This is a genomic window from Psychrobacter sanguinis, assembly GCF_020736705.1.
GTDB classification, from domain to species: domain Bacteria; phylum Pseudomonadota; class Gammaproteobacteria; order Pseudomonadales; family Moraxellaceae; genus Psychrobacter; species Psychrobacter sanguinis.
Genome location: NZ_CP085990.1, coordinates 1,494,993 through 1,515,668, shown reverse-complemented (window position 1 = coordinate 1,515,668; position 20,676 = coordinate 1,494,993). Strand labels below are relative to the sequence as shown.

The window sequence follows — 20,676 nt, the reverse complement described above, 5'->3', positions numbered from 1 at the left end:
GTTGAATAATGACACTAACCTACCGTTTGAAGGCAATGAATTAGGCTGAGTTAAAGGGGGACGACTAATGGGACAAACACAGGGCCATTATTGACCAGCCCTGTATCTACCCTATCAACACTAGTTGCTTTCTTTTAGCTCAATATTAATACCCAATGACTTAATCTCTTTGGTCAGTACGTTGAATGACTCAGGCATACCTGGATCCATGTACTGTTCACCATCGACGATGTTCTTATACATACGCGTACGACCTTCAACATCGTCCGACTTCACTGTTAGCATCTCTTGCAACGTGTAAGTTGCGCCGTATGCTTCTAGTGCCCAAACTTCCATCTCACCGAAGCGCTGACCACCAAATTGTGCTTTACCACCTAGTGGCTGCTGTGTAACTAATGAGTACGAGCCAGTTGAACGGGCGTGCATCTTGTCATCGACCAAGTGGTTCAGTTTCAGCATATACATGTAACCTACGGTAACCGGACGGTCAAATTTCTGACCAGTACGACCATCATATAAGGTTTGCTGACCTGAGCTTGGGAAACCAGCAAGCTGTAACAGTTCATCGATTTGCACTTCACGTGCGCCGTCGAATACTGCAGTACCCATAGGCACACCATCACGCAAGTTATTAGCAAGTGCCATGATATCTTCATCGCTCAAGCTGTCTAAATCAACTTGCTCACCGCCCACTTTGTTGTAAATCTTATCTAAGAAATCACGTAAGTCAGCAACTGCTGCTTGAGCTTTAAGCATGCCATTAATCTTGTCGCCAAGACCTTTAGCGGCCATACCTAAGTGAGTCTCAAGAACCTGACCGATGTTCATACGTGATGGTACACCGAGTGGGTTCAATACGATATCAACAGGGTTACCATGCTCATCATATGGCATGTCTTCTACTGGCATGATGCGGGATACAACACCTTTGTTACCATGACGACCCGCCATCTTATCACCAGGCTGAATACGACGTTTAACCGCTAGGTAAACTTTAACAATTTTTTGTACGCCATGTTGCAGATCATCACCCGCAGTTAACTTACGTTTTTTCTCAGCAAACTTAGTATCAATGTCTTTTTGCTTATCGATTAAGAATTCTTGAATCTGAGTTAAACGCTCAGCGATTTCTTCTTCTACTGGTTGAATGTCTAGTAAGGTCTCTAAAGACATTTCTAATAGTTCAGATTCTGCCAATACCGTACCTGACTTAAGACCTGCACCACCACTAATCGCTTTACCATCTAATAGATGACTAATACGGCTACGAGCTGCTTCTTCGAAGATACGTAACTCTTCTTTTAAATCTTTACGATAGTTGTCTAACTGAGACTTCTCGATTGCTTTAGCACGAGCGTCTTTTTCTACGCCATCACGGGTAAAGACTTGAACATCAATAACCGTACCTTTGGTAGAAGTTGGCACACGTAAAGAAGTATCTTTAACGTCTGCTGCTTTCTCACCAAAGATGGCTCTCAGAAGTTTTTCTTCTGGCGTTAATTGCGTTTCACCTTTAGGGGTTACTTTACCAACTAGGATATCACCAGCATCTACTTCCGCACCGATGTAAACAATACCTGACTCATCAAGCGCAGATAATGCAGCTTCACCAACGTTCGGAATATCAGCAGTAATTTCTTCAGTACCTAGCTTTGTATCACGCGCCACACAGGTTAATTCTTGAATGTGAATGGTCGTGAAACGATCTTCTTTAACCACACGCTCTGATAATAAAATCGAGTCTTCGAAGTTGTAACCGTTCCATGGCATGAATGCCACACGCATGTTCTGACCCAATGCCAACTCACCTAAGTCAGTTGATGGACCGTCTGCTAGAATGTCACCGCTTGCGATTGCGTCGCCTTGGTTAACAATAATGCGTTGGTTGATACAAGTGTTTTGGTTAGAACGGGTGTATTTGATCAAGTTATAGATATCGATACCCGCTTCACCAGGGGCCATCTCTTCTTCATTAACACGAACAACAATACGAGAAGCATCTACGTCTTCAATCACACCACCACGGCGAGCGATCACACAAACACCAGAATCGCGGGCTACGTGACGCTCCATACCGGTACCTACTAACGGCTTATCAGCGCGTAAAGTTGGTACTGCCTGACGTTGCATGTTCGAGCCCATAAGTGCACGGTTAGCATCGTCATGCTCAAGGAATGGAATTAAGCTGGCAGCCACAGACACAACCTGGCTTGGTGATACGTCCATATGCGTTACTTTATCACTAGGCATACGTACTGATTCACCACCGCTACGTACCATTACCATTTCTTCAGCTAGTACACCATTCTCATCTAACTCAGAGTCAGCCTGAGCGATAACGGTACCTACTTCTTCAATGGCTGATAAGTATTCGATATCATCGGTTACTTTACCGTCTACTACTTTACGATATGGGGTTTCTAAGAAACCAAATTCGTTAGTCTTAGCAAAGGTCGCTAATGAGTTAATTAGACCAATGTTTGGACCTTCAGGTGTCTCAATTGGACACACACGACCGTAGTGAGTATTGTGAACGTCACGCACTTCGAAGCCTGCACGCTCACGAGTCAAACCACCTGGACCTAATGCTGAAATACGACGTTTGTGAGTAATCTCAGACAATGGGTTGTTTTGGTCCATAAACTGAGACAACTGACTCGAACCAAAGAACTCTTTAACCGCTGCAGCTACCGGCTTAGAGTTAATTAAGTCTTGTGGTGATAAGTTATCAGATTCAGCTGAGCTTAAACGCTCTTTAACCGCACGCTCTACACGTACTAGGCCAACACGGAATTGGTTTTCTGCCATTTCGCCTACTGAACGAATACGACGGTTACCTAAGTGATCGATATCATCCACTTCACCAATACCGTTACGGATATTGATAAGCTCTTTTAGGACATCGATGATGTCTTCTTTAGTTAGTACGCTTTGCTCACGCTTAATGTCTGGATCATCAGTGTTTTCAAAAGGACGACCTAAACGACGGTTGAACTTCATACGACCTACGTTAGATAAGTCATAACGGTCTGCATTGAAGAACATGCTTTCGAATAGTTTTTCAGCAGTGTCAATCGTTGGTGGCTCACCTGGACGCATCACTTTATAGATTTCAATCAACGCTTCTTCACGGCTACCAGTGCTATCTGCACGTAGCGTATCAGCGATATAAGTACCATGATCGATATCGTTAGTGAATAGAATCTTGAACTCTTTGATTGAATCGCTGGCTTCGAATGCACTTAGCTTAACCAATAGTTCATGGTCAATTAGCGTGTTAGCACGGGCGATAACTTCGTCATTAACAACGATGTCTTCTGCCAAAATACGCTCATATAAATATTCATCAGGCACAGCAAGTTTTTTCATGCCAGACTGTTCAATCTGACGAATACGACGGGCGTTAATACGCTTACCTTGCTCAACCAGTACTTCACCGTCTGGAGAAACAATATCGAACTGCGCCATCTCGCCACGTAGACGATCAGCAACTAAGTCGATTTCAAACTGCTCTTCGCCTTTGTATACAGAAACTTTTTCGAAGAAAGTGTCTAGGATCTCATTGGTATCCATGCCTAACGCACGAAGAATGATCGTACCTAGTAATTTACGACGACGGTCAATACGAGCAAATACTAAATCTTTAGCATCAAATTCGAAATCTAACCATGACCCACGGTAAGGAATGATACGGGCGTTATAAAGTACTTTACCGCTTGAGTGAGATTTACCTTTGTCATGATCGAAGAACACGCCAGGTGAACGGTGTAACTGAGACACGATAACACGCTCAGTACCGTTAATAATAAAGGTACCGTTAGCAGTCATTAATGGGATTTCACCCATGTATACGTTTTGCTCACGAATGTCTTTAATAGCCGCTTTACTATTTTTATCTTTGCTATCTTTGTCTTTGATAACTAAACGGATTTTGACACGTAGGGGTGCTGCAAACGTTGAACCACGAGAAATACACTCGCGCTCATCGAACTCTGGTGCACCTAAATAGTATTCAACGAATTGAAGTTCGGCATTGTTAGAGTTACTTTCGATTGGGAAAATAGATGAAAATGCAGCTTGTAGGCCGGTATTCTCACGCGCTTTAGGCTTTTTATTTTCCTGCAAAAATTGCTCATAGGAATCCACTTGAATTGCCAATAGATACGGAATATCCATCACATGCGGCAACTCGGCAAAACTTTTGCGAATACGTTTTTTTTCAGTATAGGAATATGCCATCGAGAGTCCTTACAGTAGACAGTAAAATAAAAATGATTCATTTTTAAAAATTAAGTAGTCAGTAATTAACTTTAAACTCAAATTCTAAATAGGAATCATCAGATTGAAACAGTGAGAATGACCTTTGATAATGCCTGTTGTGCATACAATCATGACGCTTTGACTCAATATTTGAGTGTCGACGCCGCCAAACCCATTACAAACGTTAATAGCTAATGGTTATTGCTGGTTTATTGAAAACGAATTATTAAAAAAATAGTAGTTAATTTAGGTTAAAAGATGCCAAATGACAGATGCAAAAAAACCCCAAGCACGAGCGTACCTAGGTCTAAATAAAAAGGATAGAAGCTAACGATGTTTTAAACATGCAAATTGTCTGTCCCTTGGTCTGTATTAATCGCTAAACGTTCGTTAAGCCGATGTTGATAAGATATTAACGTGACGCTTGCCAACCATTTAGGCTAATACAAAAGGTCAAGTGCGAGATTATACAATATCTTTTATCAAAAAGCAACTACCTATACCTACCCAATAAAAAAGCCAACAATGCATATTACATTGTTGGCTTTGTGGTTAAGTAAGGTTTAACCCTCACTTAACCGAACTCATAACAGATAAAAATCTATTATTTAAGTTCTACAGTAGCGCCTGCTTCTTCAAGCTTTTTCTTAAGCTCTTCTGCTTCTACTTTGTTAGCGCCTTCTTTGATAGGAGCTGGAGCGCCTTCAACTAGTTCTTTAGCTTCTTTAAGACCTAGGCCAGTAGCTTCACGAACTGCTTTAATTACGCCAACTTTCTTGTCGCCGAAGCTAGCAAGAATAACGTCGAACTCGTCTTTTTCTTCAGCAGCAGCAGCGCCACCAGCAGCAGCAGCAGGTGCAGCAGCAACAGCAGCAGCAGCTGTTACGCCGAATTTTTCTTCCATTTCGCTGATTAATTCAACGATGTCCATTACTGACATTTCAGCGATTGCGTTTAACACATCTTCTCTAGATAGTGCCATGGGATTTCTCCATATTCTGATAAATTTAAAGGGATTAATTAAGATCAATACAGTAAGTTATGCCGCTAAGCGATAGTCATACTGTACCAATCGAAAACAACTTAGTAGCCTACTTATATAAATTAAGCAGCTATAAACTAAGCGGCTTCTTTTGCGTCTTTTACTGCTGCAACAGTACGTACAAACTTGCCTGGTACTTCTTTCATAGTACGTGCAAGCTTGGTTACTGGTGCCTTCATTGTTGCCATCAAGATAGATAGTGCTTCGTCGCGTGTTGGAAGCTTAGCTACGCGCTCAAGTTCCTCAGGACCAAACAACTCACCACCAACTGATACAAGCTTTGGCTCTAAAGCTTTGTGTTCTTTAGCAAATTCGTGGATTACACGAGCTGCTGAACCTAAATCTTCAGTAGAAAAAGCCAGTAACAATGGGCCAACCATCTTATCTGACATGCACTCAAAGCTAGTACCTTCAAAAGCACGCTTAGCTAGCGTGTTTTTAACAACTTTAAGTACAACACCTTTCTCACGTGCTTGGTTACGTAGAGCAGTTAACTGTCCTACTTCAAGACCGTGATAATCAGCAGCAACTGCTGAATAAGCATTTGCAGCAACTTCAGACACTTCAGCCACAACTTTTTGTTTCTGTTCTAGCGTTAATGCCATGAGTTGACTCCTTGATCTCATCAACATTGTTGGCACAATGTCGAATTGACGTTTCTATTACTAAAGCTGACGGTCAAACATTAAGTAAATAATCTCTGACCACTCTAGTAACGCTGAATACGGCACCTTTATCAGAATGAATAAGAAATCAAATTGGTAAAACCGAATTAATTCCCATGATCAAACTTTTTTGGGTCACCGTCTGCGTAGGCCAATGCTAGGCACTTGCTAACGATTAAATAAATTTATTATTAAAAAATTAGCAAATAGCACCGACATCAATTAACAGTATGTATGAGCTATTAAGTCACAAGACTTCATAATCAAACATACCTACCTACGGTCTTAGACAGCATAGCTTTGGCTAAGCTGACCTAATATTTAAAACTTTAATTTGTTGAGAGTTATGCCTCTACCTAAATAGTAGGAATAACTCTCTAATTTTTCTACCTAATTAGATTACTATCTAATTAACTAAGAAATTATTTAGCAATACGGTATGGGATTGGATCTAAAGTGATACCAGGACCCATGGTGCTTGATAAAGTAATTTTCTTAATGTAAATACCTTTAGAAGTAGCAGGCTTAGCACGACGGATGTCAGCTAATAATGCTTGTACGTTCTGCTGGATTTGATCAACAGTGAAACCCACTTGACCGATAGTCGTATGGATAATACCTGCTTTGTCTACACGGTAAGTTGCTTGACCCGCTTTAGCGTTAGCTACAGCTTCAGCAACGTTAGGCGTTACTGTACCAACTTTAGGGTTAGGCATTAAACCACGTGGACCTAGGATAGTACCTAGCTGACCCACAACACGCATAGCATCTGGAGCTGCAATAACAACGTCAAAGTCAAGGTTGCCCGCTTTAACTTGTTCAGCAAGATCATCCATATCTACAACGTCTGCACCAGCTTCTTTAGCAGCATCAGCAGCAGCGCCCTGGGCGAATACAGCAACACGCTTAGTTTTACCAGTACCCGCAGGTAGGTTAGTTGCACCACGAACTACTTGGTCAGATTTACGTGGATCTACACCAAGGTTGATAGCGATATCAACTGACTCTTTAAATTTAAGAGGTGGAAGTTCGTTTAAAATGGCTACCGCTTCTTCAAGAGTGTATAACTTTTCGTTTTCTACACGCTCAGCGATCAATTTTTGACGTTTAGTAAGTTTACTCATTTACACACCCTCCACATCGATGCCCATTGAACGTGCAGTACCAGCGATGGTACGTACAGCAGCGTCCAGGTCAGCAGCGGTCAAATCAGCATTTTTAGTTTGCACGATTTCTTCAAGCTGTGCACGAGTAACTTTACCTACTTTAGTAGTATTTGGTACACCAGAACCTTTCGCAATACCAGCAGCTTTACGCAGCAAGAATGCAGCAGGTGGTGACTTCATGATAAATGTAAATGATTTATCAGCGTATACTGTAATTTCAGTAGGAATTGGCAAACCTGGTTCCATGCTAGCAGTTGCTGCGTTGAACTCTTTACAGAATGCCATGATGTTCACACCTTTTTGACCTAATGCAGGGCCAATCGGTGGTGAAGGGTTTGCTTTGCCAGCAGGCACTTGTAGTTTGATGTAACCATCAATCTTCTTAGCCATGATTTTTCTCCTTTACGGGTGATAACGCTTACTGCTCACACTTACCAATTTTATTTAAGCAAGTTGATAAGCAGAGCTATCCGCTCCCCGGTGGGTAAAATATTTAGCTCAGTTGCTTTAGTAGTCAGCTAATTAGCTTAACTTTTCAACTTTACTAAACTCTAATTCGACCTGAGTCGGTCTGTTAAATACGTTTACGGTCAGTTGTAACTTCGATTTTTCGTAATCTACTTTTTCAACCAAACCTTTAAAATCTGTAAATGGTCCATCGATAACCAGAACTTCTTCACCTGGCTCAAATAAAGTCTTAGGACGCGGTGCTTCTTCACTTTGTTTAAGGCGATTTAAAATACGATCGGCCTCAACTTTAGTAATAGGTGCTGGATTTTCTGGCGTACCGCCAATGAAACCCGTAATACGCGGACAGTCATTTACGATGTGCCAAGTATCATCATTCATTTCCATTTCTACTAATACGTAGCCTGGAAAGAATTTACGCTCACTCTTACGCTTTTTGCCGTCTTTCATTTCAACGACTTCTTCAGTAGGTACTAAAACCTCACCGAATTTATCAGCGAATTCACTGCGATTGATACGATCCGTCAAGTAGCGTTGGACCTGCTTTTCATAACCTGAAAATGCTTGCACAATATACCAGCGCATATTTTTCTCCATGACGTCAATCAAACGATTGCTGATTAAAAAAACAGGCTGTAATGCTTATATAACTTATATTAAGATAAAGGTTATATGAAGCCCAGCCCTGATCATTCTCTATTCATTATGTTATGCTTCTATAATTCGACTTTTTATAGTTTTTAGCCTAATTTATAGCAACAAACTTAAATGCTTATAACTGATTGATACTTCTTGTACTAGATAGATAGGGTTCAAATCGAACCTAGCCGATGAACACACCCACCATCCAAGTGAAGAAGTTATCTAATATCCAAACTATAAATGCAACGATGGCAATTACTAACAAACTTTGCCAAGTATATTGAATGGTTTCATTCTTACTCGGCCAGGTTACTCGGCGTAACTCAACACTGGCATCTTTTAACAAGATTTTAAAGCTACGTCCTTGATTAGTTAATGCCAAACAGATAATGGCAAGTACAATCAATGCCGCAATAATACCAATACGAGTCCATAGATCATTGGCAGGCTGCCAAATTCCAGGTAACTTATAGTTAACTAAAGTTGCACCAATCAAAGAGGCTAAAGCAATACCCCATAACGCCATATCTTTTGGTGAACGGGTCTTTGCAACTTCTACTGCGCTTTTACCAGATAGGTCTCTGCCTAACGTATTATGAGCGCCCTGCTTAGCGTCAGATACCTTACTTTCTAGGTTATCTTGTTGATTGCTCATAGTTGAATTGCCTTACGACGTAGACGATAGAATGAATGCCGCCTATCTGTATGGTAAAAGAAGAGTACTTAGTGTTGTTAAGTTTTGAAAGCTATTACACTTAGAAAGCTATCAAGCTTAGACAGTTATAATATAAGTGGCAGGCGATGAGGGACTCGAACCCCCAACCCTCGGTTTTGGAAACCGATGCTCTACCAATTGAGCCAATCGCCTTTAGTTAAGGTTGACTATTATACAATCTTTTTTATGGAATGCAACCCTTGTGAGTAATACTGACTAGGAATCTTCCAAAAGACTGTGATACCAAAGAGATAACAGGCTACATATAGTCATTTTAGGGGCTATTTTAAGGAGTTACTGCACTGAACTCAAGTTAATTTTGATCAAATTATATCCCTCATATTAACTATTTTATTTTTTATTAGTCGATAGCTTCCTTTTCTCTTTTTCTTTATAAAGATAGCGCACATAAAAAAGACCGTCTCTTTCGAGACGGTCTTTTTAGCATACTGCTTTACTACGTTTTAACTAATATGAGTTATTAGTCTTTAACGTTAGCAACAACACCAGCACCTACAGTACGGCCACCTTCGCGAATTGCGAAACGTAAACCTTTGTCCATAGCGATTGGGTGGATTAGCTCTACGCTCATCTCAACGTTATCGCCTGGCATTACCATTTCAGTACCGTCTTGTAATTGGATTGCACCAGTTACGTCAGTAGTACGGAAGTAGAACTGTGGACGATAGCCGTTTAGGAATGGAGTGTGACGACCACCCTCTTCTTTTGACAGTACGTATACTTCGGCGTCAAATTTAGTGTGAGGAGTGATTGAACCTGGCTTAGCTAATACTTGGCCACGCTGTACGTCTTCACGTTTAGTACCACGTAGTAGTACACCACAGTTCTCACCAGCACGACCTTCGTCTAGTAACTTACGGAACATCTCGATACCAGTACAAGTTGTTTTAACGGTGTCTTTGATACCAACGATTTCGATCTCGTCACCAACTTTAACGATACCAGACTCAACACGGCCAGTTACTACAGTACCACGACCTGAGATTGAGAATACGTCTTCGATAGGCATTAGGAATGGCTTATCGATGTCACGCTCTGGCTCTGGGATGTACGTGTCTAGAGTTTGTAGTAATTCGATTACTGCTGGCTCACCGTATTTACCATCTTTACCGTTTAGCGCTTCTAGTGCTGAACCTTTGATGATTGGAGTGTCATCACCTGGGAAGTCATAGTCTGAAAGTAATTCACGTACTTCCATTTCTACTAATTCTAGTAACTCTTCGTCATCTACCATGTCACATTTGTTCATGAATACCATGATGTATGGTACGCCAACCTGACGTGATAACAAGATGTGCTCACGAGTTTGTGGCATTGGGCCGTCAGTAGCTGATACTACTAAGATAGCGCCGTCCATCTGTGCCGCACCAGTGATCATGTTTTTAACATAGTCAGCGTGACCTGGGCAGTCTACGTGTGCGTAGTGACGTGCTTCAGTGTCATACTCAATGTGTGAAGTGTTAATAGTAATACCACGTGCTTTTTCTTCAGGTGCTGAGTCAATTGCAGCATAGTCTTTGGCTTCGCCACCAAAAGTTTTTGCAGCAACAGTTGCGATAGCAGCTGTTAAAGTAGTTTTACCGTGGTCAACGTGACCGATTGTACCAACGTTAACGTGTGGCTTGTTGCGTTCAAACTTGGCCTTTGCCATGAGTGTATCCTCTTATTATGGGTTTACTAAGATAAATGGTACGACAAGGAATATTAGGTTGTTATTTTCTATTATTTAGTAAATTACAACACTAAAAGGCAACACTAAGTGCTGCCTATCGATAAATCAACTAGCGGTGTGATGTAACTTGGTGCAAGGTCATTAACTAGCCCTTGTAAATAAATTTAAGTTTTATCTTAAATAATCACCTAACTGTTTAGAGTTAGCACAAACGGTGCTAGGCTCAATTTCTTAATCAACGGTTCTGAAAATAAGTATACGACCAACTCAAAGCACTATTATGGGATATTTAGCTAATTTAAAATAGTGGAGCTCATATCGAGAATTGAACTCGAGACCTCTCCCTTACCAAGGGAGTGCTCTACCGCTGAGCTATATGAGCATAATGTGCTTTTATTTTAAATATAAGTTGGAGCGGGTGGCGGGAATCGAACCCGCGCCATCAGCTTGGAAGGCTGAGGTTCTACCATTAAACCACACCCGCAGTATCACAGCTTTAATTGTGCTGCCACTTGCATTGGATTTGGCAGTGTGCTGATCAAGGTAGAGTATACTGAACACTAATTGAAAATAGTACTAGAAAATGGTGGTGGGGGAAGGATTCGAACCTTCGAAGCTTTCGCGACAGATTTACAGTCTGTTGGGTTTGACCGCTCCCCAACCCCACCTAAGGTGTAAAACTAAGTTGGATAATAGTTTTACTAAATTGCCGTTAAGCAAAGTACTTTGAAGGACGAATGGTGCCGACTGCCGGAATCGAACTGGCGACCTACTGATTACAAGTCAGTTGCTCTACCAACTGAGCTAAGTCGGCTTGTTCCTTCGAAGTGGTGAGTATTCTAGCAAATATTTTTTAAAACACAACCTTTTTTTTCATTTTTTTCAATTTTTTTTCAATTTTTCGTTTTTTAGCCTAAAGTTCCGCTGTTATATAGCCATAAAGCAACCGCTAAGCCCACTAAAATCAAGGCCATCCATAAAAAGGTAGTGTTTTTGCCCGAATTGACTTTATTTGGAGCAGGTTCCGAATTACTGACATGAGCCACGTTATGTTGCTGTGGTTCGTTGACAGTATTGAATGAGTTGTTCGAGGTGTCTACTCTTTTTGTTTCTTCAACTTTATGGGTTGTGATTGGCGCTTCTGTCGTAACAGGAGCAGATTTTTCTACATTAGGCTTAACTTTAGGCTCTACCGCTTTCGTCTCTTCTATATTTTCATGAAGATTGGTAGTTGCTGACATTTGAGCGGCAGCTGCTTGCTTAGATTTATGTACTTCTGGATCAGCTTCTGCCGCCAACTCCTCAAAGTGCTCTTTTTTGCTATTTACAGATTCATGTTGGTTAGGATCACCGAACGAGATAGGCCCTTCTAATTCTTCTTTTAATTTCTCATCTAACTCAGCCTCACTCAACCCATCTATGTCTGCTCTTTCCACTGCTTCAGCATTATTTTTGGTCTGTTCGGCTATGGCATTCTCTTCTGACAATGTTTTGTGCTTATGCTCAACTGAATCAGTCGCAGGTTTTGGCGTGTCTACCGCAACCGGTTCAGAAACGACTGGTTTAGATTCAATCGATTCAGATACTAGCGGCTCAGAGGTAATTACTTCAGGTGTAACAGTTTCAGGTGTAACAGTTTCAGGTGTAACAGTTTCAGTTTCAGGTTTAACTACTTCAGCTTCTGGTTTAATAGTTTCAGTCTTGATAGCTTCAGGCTCAGACTTAGCAGGCTCTACCTTATCTACGACAGGAACGGCAGTCACTGGTTGTACAGTTTGTACTTGATTGACTCGGAAACTAAACGCAGCAAAAGTTATCACGTCTGCGTCTTTGAGTACTTTAGGTTCATGGGGTACAAGCTTTTCATCATTAACCAAGGTGCCATTAGAAGAGCCCAAGTCTTGTACAGACAGCTGATCATTAACTACCGTTAATTCGGCATGTTGACGAGAGACTTGCTTGCTACCTAGTACCACGTCATTGTCTTGGCCACGACCTACTGTTAGCTTATCTTCTATCTTTAGCTCTAAATTACCTAGGGCTTCGGTTAGGGCAGTAAGTTGCCACTGTTTGGCGTCAGAATGAGTCATAAAAAAACCTCTTTTTTAATGTTAATTATTGGAATAAATAGAATAATATTTATTGTTTTCAGTGTATTTTTATTAGCCTGTAAATTTTTTATTAGCCTTTAAACTAAGCAGACTTCTCGTAAGATAGCTTGTCTACTAGTCTAGTACAGCTACAGCGTCTATTAATGCGGGAGAAATGTTCCTTCATATCAAACGCCATTAAACGCTAATCTAACTTAATTTATAACCTGATTTTATAACCAATACCAGTTTATTTATTAGACTGTGGTAAGTATTTTGGTTTCACGATACCTTTAAGTTTAGCATAAGGCACCGTTAGCTTAGGCATGCCATAGGCATAAGGCGCTATTTCATAAGGTTGATAAGTCAGGGTTATGCCTTTATCAGTCAGTGCTGCATTATCAGTCATGACAAAGGGCCAGTTTTGCTCAAAAGTTTTAATATCGTTGTCCGATTGCTTCACCCAGTCTTTATATTCAGTATACGCCAAAGCTTTAAACTTTGTTTGCTGCCCTGAATTTAGCACGTCTTTTAGCGTAATTTGCTGCCTTGAGTCCATATCAAACATCAGATATTCAGCGTAACCTACCCCATGCGCCCCTCCCAAATAAACATAAGAGGTAATTTCAAACAGCTCTACGCTACCCACATGGCCTAAATACTTTGGCTCGACCTCAAAATGATAATTAAGACTACTGCCTTCATCAATATCCTTTAATTGTGATTTGGCAAAATTATCTAATAACTTTTTGACATCGCTTTCTGACATTTTTTTGGGCTTGTTTTTACTTTCAGCACCATATCCTGTCTGCAGCTCGGGTAGTAATAGATTAATACGGTTATTTATAATGCTATTAATCCAGTCCTGGCTACTTTTAGCATACTTGATAGTAATTTCAGGACACGTGTAGTCTTTTCGGCTATAGCAGGTCTCAGTGACCGTTTTTGGCAAGGTGTAGTTCAAATAAGTACTGTCATACATCAATTCGGCGGCTTGAGCCGGAGTCGATAGAAGACCAATCATACCCATCGCAATTGAAGAACTAGCCAAAGCTGAGCTTAGAATCTTTGGAAGCTTACGCGTGTTAAATTTGGGACTAGAGAGTGGTAAGATTCTATATGGTAATGACATGGCACTCGTCTCTATTGGTTTATTGGTAAAATTGATAGCGTAATAGCTGCCGATTTAGTAATAATCTGAGCTGTCTCATCTAAATAACCGCCCAAATAGCTAGTTAAATAACTGGCCAGACAAACAGCTAAATACTTTGTTTCGCTTAAATAGGCTCTTCTAATTAAATATATAGTAAAAATTTGGCCAATGTGTTGAAACTATGTTTTAAAGCGTTTAATTAGCAACTCACCTATATATTCATCATATTCATCATAATAATTTATACATTTGATCTAACAGGCTACCTGTTAAAGTTTCATAGCTTAACCTCAGGCTCTTAACGTATAGCTAGGTATTGAATCCGCGTATTACGGGTGTCAAATAAATGTCATTAAAAAAGGCGCTCCCTAAGAGCACCCTTTGTCAATCAACCTCTGCTGCTATTCACAGTATAGCCTTAACCAAAACCCTATCAATTAATGCTCACGGGTATTGCTAAAGGTCACTTCTGGATAGCGGTCTTGCATTAACTGTAAATTAACTCGGCTTGGCGCTAGATAAGTTAAATGCCCACCTCCATCAACTGACAGCTGATCATGTGCCTTTTTCTTAAACTTGGCCAATACCACTTCATCATCACAGTGAATCCAACGTACTGTGGCAATAGAGACGGGCTCAAAAGTACACTGTACTTTGTACTCTTCTTTGAGTCGATGCGCCACCACTTCAAACTGTAGCACACCCACTGCCCCTAAGATTAGGTCGTTGTTAATCTGCGGCATGAATACCTGAGTGGCCCCTTCTTCAGAAAGCTGCTGTAAGCCTTTTTGTAACGCTTTAGACTTCAACGGGTCTTTCAGTACCACACGGCGGAATAACTCTGGGGCGAAATGAGGAATACCGGTAAAGTTCAGCTCTTCACCCTCAGTAAAACTATCGCCAATACTGATAGTACCGTGGTTATGCAGACCAATAATATCCCCTGGATAGGCTTCTTCTAATGCTTCACGGTCTCCGGCTAAGAAAGTTAGGGCATCTGAGATACGCACCTCTTTACCCAAGCGAACATGTTTCATCTTCATGCCCTTCTCATACTTACCTGAACAAACCCGTAAGAAGGCAATACGGTCACGGTGACGTGGGTCCATATTGGCTTGAATCTTAAACACAAAGCCTGTAAAGCTGGTCTCATTGGCATCGACTTCACGCTCATTAGTCGGATGACTTTTTGGTGGTGGCGAATGCTCAATTAAGGTATCTAGTACCATGTTAACGCCGAAGTTACCCAAAGCAGTTCCGAATAACACAGGGGTCATTTCACCCTTTAAGAACATCTCAACGTCAAAGTCCTCTAGCGCCATTTGTACCAACTCTAAAGACTCTTCAAAGGCAGCAAAAGCCAAATCACCCAAACGTTGACGAATATCTGGATAATCGTAACCTTCACGGGTCTCAATCTCAGTGATTTCGCCACCATGACCTTTTTGATATAAGTAAGTTCTATCTTCAGTAAGGTGATATACCCCTACGAAGTCCTGACCCATACCAATTGGCCACGTTACCGGCACACACTTAATACCTAGCACCGTTTCGATTTCATCTAATAGCTCTAGAGGATCACGAATCTGACGATCCAACTTGTTCACAAATGAGATAATCGGTGTATCGCGCATACGACACACTTCCATCAATTTGATGGTCCGTTCCTCGACCCCTTTTGCCCCATCTACCATCATCAACGCGCTATCTACTGCAGTTAGGGTACGGTAGGTATCCTCTGAGAAATCAGCGTGGCCCGGGGTATCCAATAAGTTAACCACATGGCCTTTATAAGGAAACTGCATCACTGAGGTGGTAATCGAAATACCACGCTCTTGCTCCATGCTCATCCAGTCAGAGGTGGCATGACGATCAGTTTTACGTCCTTTTACTTCACCAGCCACCTGAATCGCTTGGCCCCAAAGCAATAGCTTTTCGGTCATGGTTGTTTTACCGGCATCGGGGTGAGAAATAATAGCGAAAGTGCGACGCTTGGCAACTTCTTTGTTTAAGGTTTTTAGATCTACGCTCATAATTTGGTTTTCAACTTCAATGTGGAAGGTATTTCTTCACTGCACTTCAATATTGAAAATAATGTTCAATATGAAAAGCATGATAAAAGAAAGTACAGCAGAAAAAAGTACTTTAGAAAGATAATGAATAATTAGCAAAATGAATGTGCGTATTGTAACGGATTTACGCTGCGACTGCAGAAGATGTTCAGGGCTTAAATAGCAATTTATTGTAAAACCTTATTTTAAGACTCAGGTTTATTATAAGAGATATGTAAGTTTATAGTCTGCTTAGCGATTCATTAGTGATTCATTGGCCATTACCCTCCCTATCACTGAATAGCTGTCATTTAATAAACTTAAAGATAACGACTTGGGCCAAAGCTATTTATTAGATAAGAGCATTATAAAACACAGTGTAAGTTAAGCTTACAAAGTCCCAGTAAAGCGTTACGACTCACAAACGACAAAGAGAAAATCCTTTGCTATGCTGATTGCGTGTTCAAGAAACTTTACTATTTTCATAGCTAATATTTTAACAACTAATATTTTAAAAACTAGAAATCAACTTCCTCCAAAGTGATTGTTAGGATAAAAACCTTTTTTAGGTTTAACAAAATATTAGATTCAAGACAAATGTTAGCGTTTATAAAAATTAGCATTTATAAAAAACAATAACTTAAGATAAAAAAGGATCTCTATGAAAACTTTATATTCTACAAAAGCAACTGTCGTTGGCGGCCGCATGGGTTCAGCCAAACTGAATGATAGTGATTTAGAAATTAAGATGGGTGCCCCAGGTACGGGAAAAGGTAATAATCCTGAACAGTTATTTGCGATGGGTTATGGCGCCTGTTTTGATAGTGCACTAGGTGTGGTTAAACAGATGCAGGGCGTAAAGTTTGACTCTACCACTGAAGTCAATGTTGATCTTTTACAAAGCGACAATCACGATTATAATTTAGCTGTTACCCTTCACGTGATTGCTTCTAATACTGATCTTAGTGCCGAAGATGTTCAAAAAGCGGTTGAGAAGGCTCACGAAGTTTGTCCTTATTCTAAAGCCACTCGCGGTAATATTGAGGTCAAAGTAACTTCTGAGGTTAAATAAAGCTTGGCTAGTCTTGGCTTACAGCAATAAAAAATATTATAAGTTTGTAAGTTGAGTAAGACTACTTTATAACCCCTACTAGTATTTATTAGCGTTTAGTGCAAAAAATTTAGACCCAAATCATATTTAGTGATTTGGGTCTTTTGTGTTTAAACGGTTTGATGCTATTAACCCTATAGTTACGACTGATTTATAAGCTTTGCACCGACTCAATAAACAATCATCCTATCGACACCCTATTTTTTCGTTATAATGATTTTATAGTCAATGTCTCGGCTGCCTAGCCTATTTTTTTATGGCGGTAATTTTATCGCAGTGATACTAATTTATAGTTTTATCACTACTAAACCACTATTTATCACTTTATCACTGTTCCTTTTATTCGTGTTTTTATTACCGATACTCTGATTTCTACAATAGATACTAATAACGTTAAATTAATTGAGTAACTTTTATGACCGATAACACCCCTGATACTACCCTTGATACCACTGCCGATACTTCGCATGCGGCCCTTGATCCTAATGTAATGCCTAACTTTGAGCACATGCCCAATGTCGCTACTATGGACACCAGTCATATTGATAAAGAACGCCCCCCTTTTATCTTGGTAGATGGCTCTTATTATTTATTCCGAACTTATCATGCGCTACCCAAAACTATGATGAATTCCCAAGGGCTGACCACCAATGCTATTCGTGGCACCTTAAATGCTCTTTTAAAAGTTATGCGCCGTTATAATCCCACCCACATGGCTGTGTGCTTTGATACCAAATCCCCTACCTTCCGTCATGCGATGTCAGAAGAATATAAAGCCAATCGTCCTAAAATGGACCCTGAGCTTGCAGAGCAAATCCCTTATATCCACCGGTTAGTGCGTGCTTTAGGGATTCCTTTATTACGCATCGAAGGCGCTGAGGCCGATGATATTATCGGTACGCTAACCCATCGTGCGGTACAAGAAGGTCATCATGTGGTTATCTCAAGTGGTGATAAAGATATGATGCAGCTTATTAATGACTGCGTAATATTAGAAGACAGTTTTGTTGGTAAAGTCGTCGATGTACAAGGGGTTGAAGACAAATATGGCATCAAGCCCAATCAGATGATTGACCTACTCACACTGATGGGCGATGCCTCTGACGGCATTAAAGGTATCCCAAGTGTTGGTCAAAAAACTGCCGTTAAGTGGCTTAATCAGTATCAAACTGTCGATAATATTGTTGCTAATGCGCATGAAATTAAAGGTAAAGTCGGTGAAAAACTGGTCGAGTTTGCCGATAACATTCCTCGTGACCGTCAGCTTGCGACTATTGTTACCAACCTTGAGATAGGCCAAGACTGGGAAGATTTACGTATTAATACCGATCCAACAGCACATATTGAAGAGCTGCGTGAGCTGTATAGCGAGCTAGAGTTTAAAAATGAATTGGCATCACTAGATCATCCCAATCATCCTGCTAATTCGTCTGCCAATAGTGTGGCCGATAGCAAAGCAGACGCCGAGTCACAAGCACAAGTGGCCAAAACGCTGCAAAACCAAAAACAGACTTCTATCATTGAACATATCAAAAACAGCAAAACCCATGACAAAGCTTGGCACACTGTGCTTGATGAAAACATGTTAGATACTTTGTTCCACCAATTACAAAGTGCCAAACATTTTGCAGTCGATACCGAAACAACTAGCATTAACTGGCGAGAAGCTGAAATAGTGGGTTTGTCATTTTCGGTACAAGCACATGAGGCCTATTATGTACCTCTGGCGCACGTGGACTATAGTGAACCCCAAAAAAAGGCGAAAAATAAGAAAGAAGAAGCAGAACAAGCGGAACTAGTAGCAAATGCTGAAGTGGATCCTTTAATCGCTAAACAACTTGACCGTGATATGGTGCTTGCCAAATTAAAACCCATTTTGGAGAACCCTGAAATTGGTAAAATCGGTCAGCATCTAAAATATGATGCCCATGTGCTGAGAAAGTACGGTATCGAGTTAAACACGTCGCCTAAAAATTGGGAAATGGATACGATGCTGGCAAGCTACGTATTAAATGCGGCTGCTACCCGTCATAGCATGGATGATCTTGCCCGCCATTATTTGCATACCCAAACTATTAGCTTTGAAGATGTCGCTGGCAAAGGGGCTAAGCAAGTTACTTTTGATAAAGTCGCTATTAATATTGCCAGTGACTATGCTTGTGAAGATGCCGATATTACCTATCAATTGTTTGAGCTATTCCAAGATAGACTTAAAGACGATACGGTCAATCAACGCCTACTACATGAGCTTGAGATTCCTGTGGCCCAGATATTATGTCAGATGGAATCAGAAGGCATTATGATCAAACGCTCGTTCTTAAACGAGTTGTCCGAGCGCTTTGATGAAGAGATTATTGAGCTTGAGAAGCAGGCTTATGTTGAAGCGGGTGAGGAATTTAACTTAGGCTCTCCCAAACAGTTGGGTGAAGTGCTGTTTGATAAGCTTGGCGTTATCGGTGGTAAAAAGACTAAGTCGGGTCAGTACTCAACCGGGGAGGCGGTGTTGTCTAAAATTGACCATCCTCTGGCCGAAATTGCCCTTGAATATCGTAGTCTCGCTAAGCTAAAAAACACCTATACCGATGCACTTGATGCTGTCGCTGATAAAGATACAGACCGTGTGCATACTAGCTATCATCAAGCCTTAACCAGTACTGGCCGTTTGTCTTCTACTGATCCTAACTTACAAAACATCCCGATTCGCACTAAGACCGGTCGACTTATTCGTCAGGCATTTATTGCCCCTAAAGGCCGTGTGCTATTGGCAGCGGATTACTCGCAAATTGAGTTACGTCTGATGGCTCACTTCTCAGGGGACGCCAACTTAACCAAAGCGTTTAATGAAGGCTTAGACATTCACACAGCGACTGCCGCTGAAGTATTGGGTAAAACGGTTGATGAGGTCACCCCTACTGAACGCCGTAATGCTAAGGCCATTAACTTCGGTCTACTGTATGGTATGAGTGCCTTTGGCCTTGCCAAACAGCTGCAAATGTCTCGTGGTGAAGCTCAAGACTATATCAATCAATATTTCGAGCGCTACCCTGGTGTCAGACGGTATATGCAAGACACCCGTGATAACGCGGTAGATAAGGGCTATATTGAGACTATCCTAGGTCGTAAGCTATATACACCGGATATTAATAGCACCAATCAGATGGTACGCCGTGGTGCTGAACGTGCTGCTATTAATGCGCCGCTTCAAGGCAGTGCTGCTGATTTAATTAAACTGGCGATGATAGCGGTAGACAAAGTATTGCCTAAACAAAACGCCAAAATGCTACTACAAGTACATGATGAATTGGTATTTGAGGTCGATAGCGACAAAGCCGATGAGATTGGTGAGCTAATCAAAAATGCTATGCAAGATGTACTGAGTGATACTGCCAAAGAGATGGGCTGGGAAGTTGATTTCGCTGTACCGTTGTTGGTTGAAACTGGTGTTGGCGATAACTGGGATGAGGCTCATTAAGAGATTTAGTGAGTATTTAATGGTAGCTTATTGTTAGTTTTTTATGGGAACAAAACCAATCTAATGCGAAAATTTTGAGCTAAAAAACCTTAAATTGAAAAAGGGAAGTGTCATACGACACTTCCCTTTTTTAAACTTACGCTAGATT

Annotated in this window: 13 protein-coding genes and 5 tRNA genes; 2 read left to right on the top strand and 16 right to left on the bottom strand. The window is 40.9% G+C overall.

The genetic code is table 11. The features are described 5' to 3' along the window. Positions 1-120 precede the first annotated feature (120 nt). The 16 genes from rpoB to LK453_RS06350 all read right to left on the bottom strand — a co-directional run bounded on the left by rpoB (position 121) and on the right by LK453_RS06350 (position 15,927). Positions 121-4,239, bottom strand: a complete 4,119-nt coding sequence (gene rpoB / locus LK453_RS06425; protein WP_007395727.1) for a DNA-directed RNA polymerase subunit beta — start codon at positions 4,237-4,239, stop codon at positions 121-123. Positions 4,240-4,864: 625 nt separating this feature from the next. After that, positions 4,865-5,242, bottom strand: coding sequence for a 50S ribosomal protein L7/L12 (gene rplL, locus LK453_RS06420; protein ID WP_110817018.1), 378 nt, complete (start codon positions 5,240-5,242; stop codon positions 4,865-4,867). A 137-nt stretch (positions 5,243-5,379) separates the two neighbouring features. Continuing rightward, positions 5,380-5,907, bottom strand: coding sequence for a 50S ribosomal protein L10 (rplJ, locus tag LK453_RS06415; protein ID WP_007395728.1), 528 nt, complete (start codon positions 5,905-5,907; stop codon positions 5,380-5,382). 482 nt (positions 5,908-6,389) lie between these two features. Further along, positions 6,390-7,091 (bottom strand): 50S ribosomal protein L1, encoded by a 702-nt coding sequence (gene rplA / locus LK453_RS06410; RefSeq protein WP_201541716.1) that lies wholly within the window; start codon positions 7,089-7,091, stop codon positions 6,390-6,392. Continuing rightward, positions 7,092-7,523 (bottom strand): 50S ribosomal protein L11, encoded by a 432-nt coding sequence (rplK, locus tag LK453_RS06405; protein WP_007395730.1) that lies wholly within the window; start codon positions 7,521-7,523, stop codon positions 7,092-7,094. Between the two features lie 132 nt (positions 7,524-7,655). Then, positions 7,656-8,186 (bottom strand): transcription termination/antitermination protein NusG, encoded by a 531-nt coding sequence (nusG, locus tag LK453_RS06400; protein WP_011961254.1) that lies wholly within the window; start codon positions 8,184-8,186, stop codon positions 7,656-7,658. A gap of 238 nt (positions 8,187-8,424) precedes the next feature. Further along, positions 8,425-8,898, bottom strand: a complete 474-nt coding sequence (secE, locus tag LK453_RS06395; RefSeq protein WP_007395732.1) for a preprotein translocase subunit SecE — start codon at positions 8,896-8,898, stop codon at positions 8,425-8,427. Positions 8,899-9,035: 137 nt separating this feature from the next. Further along, positions 9,036-9,111: transfer RNA gene (locus tag LK453_RS06390), tRNA-Trp, on the bottom strand. 328 nt (positions 9,112-9,439) lie between these two features. Continuing rightward, complete coding sequence (gene tuf / locus LK453_RS06385) at positions 9,440-10,630, bottom strand: elongation factor Tu (RefSeq protein WP_007395991.1); 1,191 nt, start codon at positions 10,628-10,630, stop codon at positions 9,440-9,442. A gap of 328 nt (positions 10,631-10,958) precedes the next feature. Continuing rightward, positions 10,959-11,033 (bottom strand) — tRNA-Thr (locus tag LK453_RS06380). A 28-nt stretch (positions 11,034-11,061) separates the two neighbouring features. Beyond that, positions 11,062-11,135: transfer RNA gene (locus LK453_RS06375), tRNA-Gly, on the bottom strand. A gap of 100 nt (positions 11,136-11,235) precedes the next feature. Continuing rightward, positions 11,236-11,319, bottom strand: a tRNA-Tyr gene (locus LK453_RS06370). Between the two features lie 70 nt (positions 11,320-11,389). Then, positions 11,390-11,465: transfer RNA gene (locus LK453_RS06365), tRNA-Thr, on the bottom strand. A gap of 94 nt (positions 11,466-11,559) precedes the next feature. After that, a complete protein-coding gene (locus LK453_RS06360) occupies positions 11,560-12,741 on the bottom strand; it encodes an FHA domain-containing protein (RefSeq protein ID WP_201534522.1) in 1,182 nt (393 codons plus the stop codon). 250 nt (positions 12,742-12,991) lie between these two features. Beyond that, positions 12,992-13,873: an RsiV family protein gene (locus tag LK453_RS06355; protein ID WP_201534506.1), complete on the bottom strand. Its 882-nt coding sequence runs from the start codon at positions 13,871-13,873 to the stop codon at positions 12,992-12,994. A 458-nt stretch (positions 13,874-14,331) separates the two neighbouring features. Further along, positions 14,332-15,927, bottom strand: coding sequence for a peptide chain release factor 3 (locus LK453_RS06350; protein WP_201534503.1), 1,596 nt, complete (start codon positions 15,925-15,927; stop codon positions 14,332-14,334). 679 nt (positions 15,928-16,606) lie between these two features. Here LK453_RS06350 and LK453_RS06345 point away from each other — a divergent pair. After that, positions 16,607-17,017: an organic hydroperoxide resistance protein gene (locus tag LK453_RS06345; protein ID WP_007395736.1), complete on the top strand. Its 411-nt coding sequence runs from the start codon at positions 16,607-16,609 to the stop codon at positions 17,015-17,017. Positions 17,018-17,471: 454 nt separating this feature from the next. Continuing rightward, positions 17,472-20,528 carry a DNA polymerase I gene (gene polA / locus LK453_RS06340; protein ID WP_379652699.1) on the top strand — a complete coding sequence of 1,019 codons (3,057 nt, stop codon included), beginning with the start codon at positions 17,472-17,474 and terminating at the stop codon, positions 20,526-20,528. The last annotated feature ends 148 nt before the right edge of the window (positions 20,529-20,676 follow it).